This is a genomic window from Bacillus cereus group sp. MYBK108-1 (genome assembly GCF_051917185.1).
Taxonomy (GTDB): Bacteria; Bacillota; Bacilli; order Bacillales; family Bacillaceae_G; genus Bacillus_A; species Bacillus_A cereus.
The window spans coordinates 229,794-243,547 of the sequence record NZ_JBQAHZ010000004.1 but is presented as its reverse complement, the minus strand read 5'-3'; the positions used below and the strand labels follow the sequence as shown (position 1 = coordinate 243,547).

The following is a 13,754-nucleotide window of genomic DNA, read 5'->3' as shown; positions in this document are numbered from 1 at the left end:
ACATAAGCCCCTTCTTATTCTTTCATTACAATCCATTTATTCGTTCTACTGTATTTCTTTGGTGAAGTACCAATAATTAAAGGAACCGCATCCAGTTCCTTTCGACGAAAGCCTGCTGTGTAAAAGTAAGAAGAAGATATAGGCGTATCTTGGTCTGATATCGAGGCAAGTATCCTTAATACATTTTGCAAATGTTTCCGATTATCCCCATTTTTTATATGTAGCAAACCGTTATCTTTTACACTATTGATCCATACTTCAAACGAACAGTTTTGCATAAGAAGTTGTTTGCATATACCTGCTGTTAATTCAATTAGTTCCTCTATATCATTTCGCAAAGAAACACCACTTTTATTTTGCAAGTTGAGATAAATCGCGTATTTATCACATTGTGTTCGCTCATACTTTTTCGCAATTATTGTCCCTGTTTTCGCTGTTGCACTCCAGTGGATGGAACGAAAATCTTCATTTTCATAAGACTTTACTCCCATTACTTTCGTTTCATCATATAAGGGTGAAGACATCGCTTTTCGAAATCCTCGTGACCATTCTTGTAATTCAGGAACTTGTATTTTCGGAACAGCTGGTAAAACTAAATAAGAGGGCGTATCAACTTGTTTATATGTTATATGGTTCGTTATAAATCCAAAGAGATCAGTAATAACAATTTCAACTTCTTCCCATTTCGCGATGCCTCTTTTTAACGCTACAGCTTGCAAATCAAATGAAACTGACTCCCTTCCTTTTAAATTAAAATTCATATAATAATTTGAACCTGTACTATGATTTTTGTTTATTTCATCATGATTCCAAGTTAGCTTATTTTCACATTTAAATCGAAATACGATATTAAGAATAGGAAATATCGACTTGTTTGAAATTTTCATTTTGCACATATTCGTTTCACCTATAAAAACATTCGAATTCCCTTGACTGTATTCCCATTCAACACGAGATACTTTACGTATATATACATGCATAGCACCTATTAAAATTACATATAAAAATACGAGAGATAAAAACAGTAGATTACTTGAAAATACACTTAAAATAACGGCTACAACTGACATAACCCCCATTACGAAAGGCTCCGCTAAAGGTGTATACACAAGCTGTTGATTCATCGTACATTCTCCACTGGCACACTAATCGTATGAAGAATTTCTTTCATAATTTGTTCTTTCGTCGTTTTCATCTCTCCCTCAATTGTTAACGTTAAACGATGAGCACAAACGGATGCAGTGAGCGTCTTAATATCATCTGGCGTACAGTAATCTCTTTCATTTAATATTGCCCGTGCTTGAATCGCTCTCATAAATGCCAACGTTCCCCGAGGGCTTACACCAATTTCAATTAACTCATGGTTACGAGTTGCTTCAATAATTTCAAGAAGATAATCTTGCACATCATTCCCTACTAACACTTCTCTTGCACGCTTTTGCATCGTAATAATTTCTTCACTTGAAATAATAGAATGTAACGTTTCTAATGGATCATTCATTTGAAACCGATTCATCATTTCCTTTTCAGCTTCTCTCGTAGGATAACCTTGGCGTATTGTGAGTAAAAACCGGTCTAACTGAGCATCTGGTAAAGGAAATGTGCCCGCTGATTCGAGTGGATTTTGCGTTGCTATAACTAAAAAAGGTTCTGGTAATGAATGTGTCTGTTTCGCAATTGTAACAGTACGCTCTTCCATAACCTCAAGTAACGAAGATTGTGTTCTCGGTACAGCTCGATTAATTTCATCCACTAATACGATATTTGCAAAAATGGGACCTAACCTCGTTTTAAAATCCGATTCCTTCACATCAAAATATTCAAGGCCAATAACATCTCCAGGCAAAGTATCCGCTGTAAATTGTATTCTTTGAAATTTAGCGTCCACACTTTCAGCCAAACTTTTCGCTAATGTTGTTTTTCCTGTCCCAGGTACATCCTCTAATAAAATGTGTCCTCTTGCTATTAGAGCAATGGCTGCTAGTTCTATCGATTCGTCTTTTCCTATAATAACCTTCGAAATATTATTAGTAATTTTCTTTAATGTACTCATATAGTATCTACCACCTTTTAATTATCTAAAAATTAAGAATATATTTTTCCGAATTATAACATGTAATTCAAATATGAAATAGAGCAAAAAGAAAACTTATATTTTTTCTTCACTGCACGCAAAAAAGCACCTATTGTCGTATATTGACAATGAGGCGCTTAACTCAATCCAACAGCCTTCTTTCCCTCTAATTTTTAGTAACAATACATCCTTTTTTCTCCCACGCATGCATTGTTTTCAATTAACTAGTAAAATGCATTCTAATATTACATATAATAAAAACCATTTCGATTTGTTCGTTATAGAACTTCCTCTACATCGACACTCTCTATCTTCACTTCATACATATTTGGGATGTTTGCTTCTTTTGGTACCCATGCATAATAATTTTGATCATTCTCTAACATAAATTGAACTAACTTTGTTTCTGAAACATTCCAGAAATTTTTAAGATTATCGATGTAGTCCTCTAAATCTTCTTTATAGTCCAATTGTAATATATAATCTCTTACCGTCAGGGCAAACACAATTAAACTTCCTAATAGATTTTTTTGCTCATTTTCTTCTTCATACTCTTGTGGTAAGAACCACACTTGACCTATTCCTATCGTTTTTTTGTATTTTTCATAAAAACTACTATCATTCATATTCTCATAATCATGTATTAATTCATTGACCAATGAATGCCATTTTGGCGGAATCATGTTTTCCAATGCAGGATTATGTTCAATTCCTTCTACTATATCCTCGATTTCTTCTGTCTCATCTTCATAGTGATATTCACCTAGGTCTATATGCTTGAATTTCATTTCATTTTTATAATTTGCCAAATCATATGGATAATGATTATTATCTTTTAAACTTGTATCATCAAGTCCGAGTATCTTTACTATTGCAGCTGTCTCAAAGCTCCAATACCCTACATATCCAGGTTCTTTGTGGGCATTTTTCCATTCATAATCATAATGGCCTCTAAACCATTCTTTCTCCATATACGTTTGTAATCTTTTAGACGCTTCTTTTTTATCTGTTTGTGCAAGTTCTATAATCTCTTTCGTTTTTGCATATGGATTTTCTTTATAATATCTGTTCGTCATTTTTGTGTATCCGATATCACTAGCGCATAAGAGGAAATCAATTACTGCGTCGTTCATATTTTCCTTCTCAACTAGCTTAGCTAAACTTACAAGATTCTTTTTCTCCGTCTCTAATAAAATTCCTAGAGATATCATCCAAATTAGATTTAAATATCCAACTTCTTTTTTTCCTATATGCTTCAAATTAATAAGAGCTTTGTCAAAATCTCCTTCTATTGTATGGATAGCTTCTCCTAGGGAATATTTTGCATTAACATTATCCAAATCGTATATAAAATTTGACTGATAGAATTCTTCTATGATACTTATATTATCATTAGGATACCTTTGAATACCTTTTTTTTCATCTTCTTCTAAACTTTTAATTTCAACTCTATTTTCTTGAATAAACTCTTTATTATATTCTATTACTTCTCTACATTTTTTTTCTATACATAAATGATCTCTCATACCTTTCAATTCCTCCTGGCTTCTAAACTTATGGCCATTCTCCAATAATGTCTCCCTTTGCATCTATTCTATAAGTTTTAACGTTCCCAGTACTATCAACTTTTGATAGTACTCTTTCCACTTCACCTTTTTTCAATGCATTCGTAATTTTTATTGATAATTTCATATCTCCATCAACAGCCTTCAATATCCTACTTTTTCGCGTCTTCGCACCATTCAACCAATCATTTGACATTTGTCGTCCATCTTTAGTTTTCCCCAATTGTGAACTACCAAACTTAGCTTCATCAATAACATATTTGATCTTTGATTCTGCATTTGCATTTTCGTATAATCCATCAATTCCTTTTACTATTTTATCATTTATGCCTGATGGTGCACTTTTTCCGACTGGCTTTAAATCAAATCCAGCTTCTTTTAAACTTTGATTATTCAATAAATTGTCACTAGATTTTATTTCACCATAATTCCCTTTTTGCTTATTTGTAGCTGTTTTTGCATCAAAATTATCTACATTTGTGTTTTTGTTACTGCTAGGTTTACCGTTAGCCGTACCCTTAATAGGTACTTTAACACAAACTTAAAAATCCACAGTGTAAAAAATTTATCACTGTGGATTCTTACATTTATTTTCCTTGATAATGCACCATATCATAAGGGTAGTATAAAGTATTTTTTAAACTTGAATCATCTAATTTTAAAATCTTTACGATTGCTCCGCTTTCGTAACTCCAATAACCATTGTAGATATCATTTTTATTTTCATGTGAATCATACCAGCCTGTATCACTATGCCCCTTATACCATTTTCCCTCTAAATATTCTTTCAATTCTTTTACTGATTCTTCTTTATTCTTTGCATTAACCACACGATAAATTGATTTATATGGGTCTGCAAAGATAAATTCCGTGTTATTCCCTTCCCAATTTTCATCTTTATAACTAAATAAAAAATCAATCAAATAATCATTCAATTTCTCTTTTTCTACCAACTTTTCTAATTCAATTATATAATCTTTTGAAACATCTAGCATTATCCCAATAGAAAGAACCCACAATAAATCTATATATCTATATTTACCACTCCATCCCTTTTTCATCGCCTCAATTATTTCGGGGTAAAAATCTCTTAGTACTTCCATAGGTCTTCCCATTGAATATAAACAATTAAATTTATCAATACAAATTGATTCAATATATCCATAAGCTCTTTTAATACTACCTAAATCATTTGGTCTTTCATTTTTTACTTTTATTGCTAATTCTTTATACTTTTCTATTCTATTATTCTGTCTATTTAAATAATCCTCGAAATAATCTTCATTTTTTAAAATATCTCTCATTTCATTCTCCTCACTCAATTATTTTCTTCCCAGAAGAATCCAAAATGCTTTTAACCACATTACCATCCTTATCAACATTAATTAGTATATTTTGTACATTTTCAGGATTCAAAAGCATTTCTTCTCGAATTTTATCTGCCATTTCTTCTCCAACAGTTGATTCCAAACGTCTAGAACCATCTATCCATGTTTCGCTCATTTGCTTTCCATCTTTTGTATTTGAAAGTTGCGCAGTATTATACTTAGCCTCCGCTATCACATACTTAGGTGGCGGAGATGAATTTTCATATACAGCATCTATTCCCTTAACAATTTTTTGATCTAATGTTATTACACGATCATCACTAATTCTGGTATATGTTTGACTTTCAAAAAAGTCATCCATCTTCATTTCACCATAATTCCCTTTACACTTCGTTGTTTTTAAAGCTACTTCGCCACTTTCTACTGATCCTATTACCTTACGCTGTTGTGCTCTAGCTACTTCTAATGTTTGGGCTACTTTTCCAGATTCCTTAGCTATTTCACCAGTTTTACCCGTACCCTTACCACCATCTTTAGACTTCGCAAACTTATAAAAAGCTTCTAATAATTCGCCTTGAGGTATTTTGGTTACAATAGTTCCACCAACACTAGAGAATGCATAGGAAGCATCTCTCTTAAATGATTGTAACATTTCAAGCGTTGGCTTCAATTCTTTTGCTAGTGTTACTGCATTAGCAAATGTACTTACTCCACTTTATGCTTTTGCTCCTTTTGCGATATGTCCTACTTTATTTAGTACCTTATCGCCTAATATTGTGGTAGCTATTTGCGTTAATCTCAGGAGTAATATAATATTTGTTTTAAAATGGTAGAAAAAGAAATCAACACTTATGAATTGTAGTTTCATTTAATAGATAACTATTATTCTGTAAGTTTTGTCGCTATATTTGAATATCAATTTACTATTATAAGTTTTGATTTACATGTGAAATCTTCAAAAAGTAAAACCTTTTAGTTTACTAAAAAACCTTGAAAGGCATTTAGCCAGTCAAGGTTTTTAACTTACTTTAAAAAATCTAATATTGAATTTACACTTTCTTCAAAACGACTTGGGTTTCTTTCTTTAATACTAGTTAATTGAGAAACAACATATTTCTGAATATCATTGTTTAATGTAGGGATGATTTTTTTATAAATATTCCTCGATGGTTCATGATTCAATATTCTTTTGTGAAGTATCTTTAACCATTCCTTAGCATGAGGAATCATCTTAGGAATAGAATTAGCTAACACTTTCAGCGAAACTTCAGAACTAACAATCTTGTCATACGACTCTATAGCATGAATTAAACCAAACATTACTTCATCATTTTCAGTTAAATCATCAAAGCCTTGACACAATACTTCTATATGGTTAACATCCTCCATTTCTAAAATATTCCCAATAGATTTTTCAAATTTTTCTACTTCATTCTCATCTCTTAATAAACGATTATTCTTTAATTCGGTAAGTTCGACTAAAATGTCCAACTTTCCCCACCTCCTATTGTCTGTCAAAAATATTTGGGTACTTTGTTTTATTTAATTTTATTACTTCCAATAGTCCTGAACGTATCTCAGGAGTGTAAAGTCCTTCTTTTATATAAATATTCCTTGCATCAATTATATCACGAGCTAAAGCGTCACGTGGTTCAAGGTTAAGATAGGCATCTAATTTCTTACCAGTCATTCCGTATGTTTCAGTTTGACGGTGCCTGCCCCCTTTCCCTGGATGAGGGTGCTCCATATTCATACTTACTCCATCATTTTTATGTACCTCTGCTTTTGTTTTCATATATTTTGCAGACGGCATATGGTGAGGAGTTATATTGTCTCCACGTGTTCCTGCATCAATTAATTCTTCATATGTTCCAACTTTCCCTTCACCTGGTAGTAAAGGATTATCTATCCCCTTAGTAACCCCCGCACTCCCAGCCGTTGCTTTCTTCACATCTCCAACCTTTTTTAAATCATGAAGTTTATCAACTATTTTTACACCCTTCCCATATGGGGACATCATTCCAACTGCTAGGAGTTTTTCACCATAGGTAGCTTCTGAGTCAAAGAGTGTGAAAAGATCACCAAAGAGAAAATCGAATCCAAACTTCGCCACACCGATTAAAAAAGGATCGAGTACTGGCCTTCTACCACCGACTGGCTGGCCAAAAATGTTATGCTCCATTTCATAATCATCGGTTTCAACTTGGAAATCCTCACCTATATTCCCTTTTATTGTACCATTTTTAATTCCTTCAAGATATTTTTGTGTCGCTTGTATCTCTTCTTTTGTAAATCTATTGTTGATAGATATATTTTCGCTACTTATTCCTTCCGTTTCGTTATACACATTGTGCTCTAAGTCTACGCTTTTTCCAATACCATTGTCAGATTTCCGTATTTTCTCTTCTATAGTTATTTGAATTTGTTTTGCCCATTCCATATTTAACCTTTCACTATGAAACGTACCACTCACAGGACTAAATCCTTTCCCGCTTTGCACTTCAGAGAGTCCGGCTGTGATGCTAGCTGCTAATTGGAGGGCGGTGCTGTAGTTGTTGCTGGATGAATGATTGAATTCATATAAATGCTCTAGTTTTTCTTCCAGTTTTTTTCTCATTGTACCTAATACCGTTACAATTGCACCTACTCCGGGCATTGGTGTAAGTACTTCTATTGCTTCTATACTTGTAATCGATTGATTAATTCCCCTTATTTGTTCTCTTATTTCTTGTTCAATCACATCTGTCGAAACAACTTTCGCTTGGAACTCATTTGGAAATGCTTCGTTTTGGCGAATTAATTCTTCACATAAGCATATAATTCCTTGCGCTAATGGCCGAAATGTTTGGACAAGGTAGGATTTTGCACTACCGTATGTTTGTCCTTGTAATACTGTGTCTATCGCAAAGGCATCAATAGATTGAATGACTTGTTCCATACTTTGAATCGTAGCATTACATATAGCGTTCATACTTTGAGTTTGACTTTGTACTTCTCCCAAATACATGTTTAAACTCATGTATTTGCCTCCCTTTGTAGTTGCTGCTGTTCATAGGAAAGGTCGTTTTCTTTCTCACTGAGATGCCGTTTTTCTTTAAGCAACGTCTCTTTTTCATTTTCTAATTCGAATGTAAGTTTTCTTTCATACTGTCCGATTTCTTGCCGCATATTCGTAAAAAGGTGAAACACTTCTTTGTCGCCGTGCCAAGTTTCTAGTATTCGGTTAAATAAACGATTACTTCTATTTTTCCATACATGAAAACTAACCTCCGCTCGTTCTTGATTTTGCAGCGCAATTCGGTTTTTATTTTGTTCTTCAAATATAATTCGTAATTTTTGATTACATTGACTGATTTTCGTTTCAATTTCTTGACTCATCTTTTCTCCCTACCTTTTCCCCTTTACGTAGGTTGTTACATTATTGAAAAGTCTTTTGAAGTCCTGTATCCATTTTCTCAAATTCATTTGCTACGGAATGGATATTATCAATCGTTTGTTGAAAAGCAGCGCAAAACTGTTTCGTGATTTGTAAATTTTGTTGATTTGCTTCTTGTGCTTGGAAGTTCACAGATAGTGTCGTACGCGTTGCCTTATTTATAGAGCGACTAGTAGCACTTTGCATCCTATCTGAAGCATTTCTCATTTTCGTTGCAAGTTGCGTTGCCGTATGCAAATTACTTTGAAATTCTCCCATTACTTACTCCCCTCTACCTTTTATTTACAAGAAAATTATAACACGGAAAAATATCCCAATAAACCAAATGTTCGAATTTAACATACAATTCACCACAGTTACTGAGGATACGAGCAACACTTATCAATCAACATAACTGAGTCCAAAATGGATTCTACTTATACAAAAAAGATGACTTCAGCCATATGCCAAAGTCATCTTTTTCTACCTTATTATTTTACTAACTCTCCATTATAAGCTTTTATATCAAGAGGAGCAGTTAAAAATTGTGCTGCTTTACTAACGAAAGATGTGAAGTGTTCACTCGTATTATGGCTCGCAACTGCTGCTTCATCTTTCCATACTTCTACCATCGTATAAACACTTTCTTTTTCTGTATCTTTATATAAGTCATAAGATACATTTCCACTTTCTTCTCTTGAACCATGAATGAGTGGCTGAATTTCTTCTAAAAATGCTTGTTGTTTTGCTTGGTCTACTTGAAATATTGCGTGAATAATAATCATGGTGCTTCCCCTCTCATCTTTCACTTATTGAAGTTCTTTTATAAAATTATTTCCACTCTGCAACTTTTTCAATTGGAAGACGTACTGATTGGTAACCACTGTCTGCAGCTTTCCCGATTGAAATTAACATAACTGGTACGTAGCGTTCTTTATCTAGTCCAAATGCTTCTGCGATTTGGTCTTTTTCAAATCCACCAATTGGACAAGTGTCATAACCGTGCGCACGAGCTGCTAGCATAAATTGCATTGCTACAAGACCACCGTCAATTAATACCGTATCTTTCATTACTTCTGGTGTAACCATTGAGAAGTAAGCTGAAAGTTTTTTCATTTGGTCTTCTTTTACTTCTGCTGGCATTAAGCCACGCTCTACTGCTGTACCGTAAATTTCCTCTGCGTTATCAAAATTGTTTAAATCACCAAATAAAGCGATCATTGCTGAAGATGTTTCTACTTGAGATTGATTGAATTTCGCAAGTGGCGCAAGTGTTGCTTTCGCTTCGTCACTTTCAATCACTACGAATCTCCATGGTTGCATGTTTACTGAAGATGGTGCAAGTGTTGCTTCTGTAAGAATTTCTGTCATTTCTTCTTTGCTAATTTTCACTGAAGGGTCGTACTTACGAATTGAACGACGTCCTGTTAAAATTTCGTTAAAATCATTTGTTTTTACTGAGTTAGTCATAGTTGTATTCTCCCTTTTTTATAATTCTTTTATATTTTCTTGAATGTGATTTAACATATTTAAAAGATTATCGCGTTCTTCCTCACTTAATCCTTTAAATGCAGATGCTGCAAAACGTTCTTTTTCTTCTTGAAACGCCTGAATTTTATTTCGCCCCTCTTCAGTAAGAGAAACTAACGTAATTCTGTTATCATCTGGATTTTTACGTCTTACAATCATTTCATTGGCCTCAAGCTGCTTTAAATGCCTTGTTATCGCAGCATTATCAATATTCACTTCTTGCTGAAGTGCTTTTTGACTAATTTCACCTACTTCAAATAATTGAAGTATAAGCTCTAATCGAGACTGGCTCATACCCGTACACCCTTCAAATTTCGAACTTACTTCTTTATTTAGAAAGTGTAATTTATATAAAATAATCGCTTCTTTTGAGCATGAACTTGTCAAATTAACCCTCCTTTACAATCAAAATAAAAACATTTGATGTATCAATAGTTGATATGTCAATTAATATAATCTATATCGATTTAGAATGCAAGCATTTTGTTTTCATTTTATTTTTTCCAAATTAAGGCGCTTTGTAGCGTTACAAATAATGTTAATTGCACTATAATAGTAATAATTTAAATGACTGGAGAGTGATTGATAATGCGGCAATACACAAATAGAAATGAGGAAATGAAAATGGAAAATGAAATGAGGATATTCACAAATGACAACAATAAATATAGGGATTGTCGCGCACGTAGACGCTGGCAAGACGAGTTTGACTGAGCGTATTCTTTATGAAACGAATGTGATTAAAGAAATTGGCCGAGTAGATAGTGGTAATACACAAACTGACTCAATGGAATTAGAAAGACAACGCGGCATTACGATTAAAGCATCTGTCGTTTCTTTCTTTATTGATGATGTAAAAGTAAATGTCATTGATACACCTGGACACGCTGATTTTATCGCTGAAGTGGAGCGATCATTCCGCGTTCTAGACGGTGCGATTTTAGTTATCTCTGCCGTTGAAGGTGTGCAAGCACAAACAAAAATTTTAATGCGAACATTACAGAAACTAAACATACCGACTATTTTATTCGTTAATAAAATTGATCGTAGTGGCGCAAACACTGAAAAAGTTATGAAACAAATAAAAGAGGTTCTTTCAAATGAAGCATTCCCCTTCTACTCTGTTCTAAACGAAGGAACGAAAGAAGCCCGGATCATTGAATACAAATCATATGACGATTGTATGGAACTGTTAGCACCATTTAATGAATCGTTACTTGAATCATATGTAAATAACGAAATAATACCGGACGCACTATTAAGAGAAAAACTAGAACAGCAAATACAGCAAGCAAATGTGTATCCAATCTTTTTCGGTTCAGCAATGACAGGTATAGGAGTAACTGAAATACTTGAAAAACTTCCGGCCCTAATGCCAGCTCTTACATCGGCACAAGAGGAACCATTATCTGGTGTTGTTTTTAAAATTGAACGTGAACCTTCTGGAGAAAAGGTTGCGTATATAAGAGTTTTTTCAGGTAGCTTACATGTTAGAAAATATGTTGATATACAGCGCGATGAGTCTCTACCACATAAGGAAAAGATAAAAAAAATGTGCATATTTCATAATGGAGATGCCGTTCAAACTACTACCGTTCCTAGCGGTGAGTTTTGTAAAGTGTGGGGGCTGAATGATATTAAAATTGGTGATATTATCGGTGAACGTACGGATTATATAAAAGATATTCACTTTGCCGAACCACAAATGGAAGCAGCCATCAATGCAGTACCAAAAGAACGAATTCATGATTTATACGCTGCACTTATGGAACTATGTGAAGAAGATCCGCTCATTAAAGTGTGGAAAGATGATATTCATAATGAACTTTATATTCGCCTTTTCGGTGAAGTACAAAAAGAGGTTATCGAAACAACACTTTATGATAAATATAACTTACAGGTTACTTTCTCAAATACGCGAGTTGTATGTATTGAAAAGCCAATTGGCATTGGGAATTCCGTTGAAGTCATGGGTGAAAAAGCGAATCCATTTTACGCAACAATTGGTTTTAAAATTGAACGTGGTGAACTTAACTCTGGCATAACGTATAAATTAGGTGTTGAGCTTGGTTCATTGCCTTTAGCATTTCATAAAGCAATTGAAGATACTGTATTTCAAACGTTAAAACAAGGTTTATACGGATGGGAAGTTACGGACATTTCTGTCACGTTAACGCATACAGGTTATGCTAGTCCTGTTACAACAGCGAGTGACTTTAGAAATTTGACACCGATCGTATTAATGGATGCTTTAAAGCAAGCTGAAACATATGTATATGAACCAGTAAATGAGTTTGAATTAACTGTACCGGAGCAGGCAATTAGTACCGCAATGTATAAGCTCGCTGCCGTTCCAGCAACTTTTGCAGAGCCTATATTATATAATGATTCTTACCAATTAACAGGATCATTACCTGTTGCGAAAACAGAGAATTTTAAACGCGTGCTTCATTCATTTACAGAAGGAGAAGGCATATTTACAACGAAGCCAGCTGGTTTCACAAAGCTTATGGCTCCCTTCCCTACTCGAAAACGTGTTGATTATAATCCGCTGAATCGTAAGGATTATTTACTTCATGTTTTGAAGGCTTATTAAAGTAAAAGAGGTGCAATTCGCACCTCTCTTGCATGTATTAATAGGTTAGTTTGTCCTAACAACTTCTTTAAGTTTTCCTATTATTTTCGCTATAGCCTCAATTGAATTTTCCGTTTCATATCCCCCAACATTTACAGAATGATTTGCGTTTTTAACAACATCAATCGTTAAATTTGTTTTATGTAACTGATCAATTTGATCTGCATTGTATTGGTGATCTTTATCCCCAATAACTAAAAACCCTTCGTGATTACTATGCAAGATAGAATCAAAAATCGTATCAAACGTCAGTAACGGTGTCAGTAATATCATTTTCGACTGTAAAAACTCTTCTCTCTTCATTAAATCATTCGCAATTGGAATTGTTCCGAGTGACTTCCCTAAAAATATAGTATCGTTGTATTGCTCAGCTTTTAATACTTCCTTCATTACAGGATTCATATCATCCATCATTATTTTTGTTACTTCTTCCATTGGTTTATTCATTACTTGTTCGTCGTAAGAATAATGAATATATACAACATCAATTTTCTGTTCAAGCATAAGCATCGTCGCGTAATAAAATAACGGCTTATCATAATTGTATCCTGAACCTGAAAACATAAAGCAAACGGTACTAGAACCTTTTTCGATATGTGTGTAATAAATTACTTTGTCATTTATATGTATCTCTTTTTTAATCCCCTTCATCCTTTTCTCCTCCGAATACATTTAATCTTGTAAAATGATATGTTCTGTATGAACTGCTATATTCTTTACTTTCTCTTTTATAAATGCAGGCTGTAAATTATATGCATGTAACTCTTCTACCGGCACCCACTTAAACAAATATGTTCTATCCTCTTCTTCCAAAATATATTGATCCGCTCCATTTGCAGGTAATTCATGTAGCTCTACTTCATAATAAAAACTAATCTCATGAAACTTTTGCTCAGAAAGTGTAAAGAAATTTTCTACTGACCATATTAATCTCTTCCCTTTAATAGGAGCAGCTAGTTCTTCTGCAAGTTCCCGTTGTAACGCATCCTCACTGTTTTCTAACATTTTCACTCTTCCGCCCGGTACGTACCAAAAATCTTCACCGTCACCTTGCAGAATAAGTATTTTATTATCCTGTTTACAAATTGCTCCGACTCGGTAATTAAAACATGTTTCCTCAACTTTAAACGTAAGATCCATCCGTAACGCCCCCTTATATAAATATCGAATTATTACAAAACAATTATGTAATTACTGTACAAATAAG

The 13,754-nt window shown here is 33.7% G+C and carries 16 protein-coding genes; 1 reads left to right on the top strand and 15 read right to left on the bottom strand.

The genetic code is table 11. From position 1 onward, the window contains the following. Positions 1 to 14: 14 nt before the first annotated feature. The 13 genes from ACTFSL_RS09530 to ACTFSL_RS09470 all read right to left on the bottom strand — a co-directional run bounded on the left by ACTFSL_RS09530 (position 15) and on the right by ACTFSL_RS09470 (position 10,299). Positions 15 to 1,124: a DUF58 domain-containing protein gene (locus tag ACTFSL_RS09530; protein ID WP_001075940.1), complete on the bottom strand. Its 1,110-nt coding sequence runs from the start codon at positions 1,122 to 1,124 to the stop codon at positions 15 to 17. Further along, the gene (locus tag ACTFSL_RS09525; protein ID WP_440041575.1) at positions 1,121 to 2,053 is read right to left on the bottom strand and encodes an AAA family ATPase; all 933 of its coding nucleotides are present in this window, start codon (positions 2,051 to 2,053) and stop codon (positions 1,121 to 1,123) included. The genes ACTFSL_RS09530 and ACTFSL_RS09525 overlap by 4 nt, the downstream gene beginning before the upstream one ends. A gap of 299 nt (positions 2,054 to 2,352) precedes the next feature. Further along, positions 2,353 to 3,600, bottom strand: coding sequence for a PoNi-like cognate immunity protein (locus ACTFSL_RS09520; RefSeq protein ID WP_440041574.1), 1,248 nt, complete (start codon positions 3,598 to 3,600; stop codon positions 2,353 to 2,355). Between the two features lie 28 nt (positions 3,601 to 3,628). Next, positions 3,629 to 4,036, bottom strand: a complete 408-nt coding sequence (locus ACTFSL_RS09515; protein ID WP_048568607.1) for a hypothetical protein — start codon at positions 4,034 to 4,036, stop codon at positions 3,629 to 3,631. A gap of 190 nt (positions 4,037 to 4,226) precedes the next feature. Next, positions 4,227 to 4,943 (bottom strand): PoNe immunity protein domain-containing protein, encoded by a 717-nt coding sequence (locus ACTFSL_RS09510; protein ID WP_440041572.1) that lies wholly within the window; start codon positions 4,941 to 4,943, stop codon positions 4,227 to 4,229. A 10-nt stretch (positions 4,944 to 4,953) separates the two neighbouring features. Beyond that, a complete protein-coding gene (locus ACTFSL_RS09505; protein WP_440041570.1) occupies positions 4,954 to 5,619 on the bottom strand; it encodes a hypothetical protein in 666 nt (221 codons plus the stop codon). A gap of 371 nt (positions 5,620 to 5,990) precedes the next feature. Next, complete coding sequence (locus tag ACTFSL_RS09500; protein ID WP_043936975.1) at positions 5,991 to 6,458, bottom strand: Imm30 family immunity protein; 468 nt, start codon at positions 6,456 to 6,458, stop codon at positions 5,991 to 5,993. A 13-nt stretch (positions 6,459 to 6,471) separates the two neighbouring features. Beyond that, positions 6,472 to 7,986 carry a T7SS effector LXG polymorphic toxin gene (locus tag ACTFSL_RS09495; RefSeq protein WP_440041569.1) on the bottom strand — a complete coding sequence of 505 codons (1,515 nt, stop codon included), beginning with the start codon at positions 7,984 to 7,986 and terminating at the stop codon, positions 6,472 to 6,474. Continuing rightward, positions 7,983 to 8,345 carry a DUF3958 family protein gene (locus tag ACTFSL_RS09490; RefSeq protein WP_098213942.1) on the bottom strand — a complete coding sequence of 121 codons (363 nt, stop codon included), beginning with the start codon at positions 8,343 to 8,345 and terminating at the stop codon, positions 7,983 to 7,985. The genes ACTFSL_RS09495 and ACTFSL_RS09490 overlap by 4 nt, the downstream gene beginning before the upstream one ends. A 40-nt stretch (positions 8,346 to 8,385) precedes the next feature. Then, positions 8,386 to 8,661, bottom strand: coding sequence for a TIGR04197 family type VII secretion effector (locus tag ACTFSL_RS09485; protein WP_439962465.1), 276 nt, complete (start codon positions 8,659 to 8,661; stop codon positions 8,386 to 8,388). Positions 8,662 to 8,873: 212 nt separating this feature from the next. After that, positions 8,874 to 9,167 carry a putative quinol monooxygenase gene (locus ACTFSL_RS09480; RefSeq protein WP_400154800.1) on the bottom strand — a complete coding sequence of 98 codons (294 nt, stop codon included), beginning with the start codon at positions 9,165 to 9,167 and terminating at the stop codon, positions 8,874 to 8,876. A 46-nt stretch (positions 9,168 to 9,213) separates the two neighbouring features. Beyond that, a complete protein-coding gene (locus ACTFSL_RS09475) occupies positions 9,214 to 9,852 on the bottom strand; it encodes a nitroreductase family protein (protein ID WP_000185391.1) in 639 nt (212 codons plus the stop codon). Between the two features lie 18 nt (positions 9,853 to 9,870). After that, entirely contained in the window at positions 9,871 to 10,299 is a 429-nt protein-coding gene (locus ACTFSL_RS09470) for a MarR family winged helix-turn-helix transcriptional regulator (RefSeq protein WP_000204162.1), read from the bottom strand. Positions 10,300 to 10,564: 265 nt separating this feature from the next. On the opposite strand from ACTFSL_RS09470, the gene ACTFSL_RS09465 reads away from it, so the two are divergent. Next, positions 10,565 to 12,508, top strand: coding sequence for a GTP-binding protein (locus tag ACTFSL_RS09465; protein WP_440041567.1), 1,944 nt, complete (start codon positions 10,565 to 10,567; stop codon positions 12,506 to 12,508). Positions 12,509 to 12,553: 45 nt separating this feature from the next. Here ACTFSL_RS09465 and ACTFSL_RS09460 read toward each other — a convergent pair whose 3' ends face one another. Further along, the gene (locus tag ACTFSL_RS09460) at positions 12,554 to 13,198 is read right to left on the bottom strand and encodes an alpha/beta hydrolase (RefSeq protein WP_400154802.1); all 645 of its coding nucleotides are present in this window, start codon (positions 13,196 to 13,198) and stop codon (positions 12,554 to 12,556) included. A 21-nt stretch (positions 13,199 to 13,219) separates the two neighbouring features. Further along, entirely contained in the window at positions 13,220 to 13,687 is a 468-nt protein-coding gene (locus ACTFSL_RS09455; RefSeq protein ID WP_000366244.1) for an NUDIX hydrolase, read from the bottom strand. Between the last annotated feature and the right edge of the window lie 67 nt (positions 13,688 to 13,754).

What these genes read in the sequence shown, in the direction of transcription:
- ACTFSL_RS09530 (WP_001075940.1), bottom strand. Translation starts at nt 1,124, where the DNA reads ATGAATCAACAGCTTGTGTATACACCTTTAGCGGAGCCTTTCGTAATG.
- ACTFSL_RS09525 (WP_440041575.1), bottom strand. Translation starts at nt 2,053, where the DNA reads ATGAGTACATTAAAGAAAATTACTAATAATATTTCGAAGGTTATTATA.
- ACTFSL_RS09520 (WP_440041574.1), bottom strand. Translation starts at nt 3,600, where the DNA reads ATGAGAGATCATTTATGTATAGAAAAAAAATGTAGAGAAGTAATAGAA.
- ACTFSL_RS09510 (WP_440041572.1), bottom strand. Translation starts at nt 4,943, where the DNA reads ATGAGAGATATTTTAAAAAATGAAGATTATTTCGAGGATTATTTAAAT.
- ACTFSL_RS09505 (WP_440041570.1), bottom strand. Translation starts at nt 5,619, where the DNA reads ATGTTACAATCATTTAAGAGAGATGCTTCCTATGCATTCTCTAGTGTT.
- ACTFSL_RS09495 (WP_440041569.1), bottom strand. Translation starts at nt 7,986, where the DNA reads ATGAGTTTAAACATGTATTTGGGAGAAGTACAAAGTCAAACTCAAAGT.
- ACTFSL_RS09490 (WP_098213942.1), bottom strand. Translation starts at nt 8,345, where the DNA reads ATGAGTCAAGAAATTGAAACGAAAATCAGTCAATGTAATCAAAAATTA.
- ACTFSL_RS09485 (WP_439962465.1), bottom strand. Translation starts at nt 8,661, where the DNA reads ATGGGAGAATTTCAAAGTAATTTGCATACGGCAACGCAACTTGCAACG.
- ACTFSL_RS09480 (WP_400154800.1), bottom strand. Translation starts at nt 9,167, where the DNA reads ATGATTATTATTCACGCAATATTTCAAGTAGACCAAGCAAAACAACAA.
- ACTFSL_RS09475 (WP_000185391.1), bottom strand. Translation starts at nt 9,852, where the DNA reads ATGACTAACTCAGTAAAAACAAATGATTTTAACGAAATTTTAACAGGA.
- ACTFSL_RS09465 (WP_440041567.1), top strand. Translation starts at nt 10,565, where the DNA reads ATGACAACAATAAATATAGGGATTGTCGCGCACGTAGACGCTGGCAAG.
- ACTFSL_RS09460 (WP_400154802.1), bottom strand. Translation starts at nt 13,198, where the DNA reads ATGAAGGGGATTAAAAAAGAGATACATATAAATGACAAAGTAATTTAT.
- ACTFSL_RS09455 (WP_000366244.1), bottom strand. Translation starts at nt 13,687, where the DNA reads ATGGATCTTACGTTTAAAGTTGAGGAAACATGTTTTAATTACCGAGTC.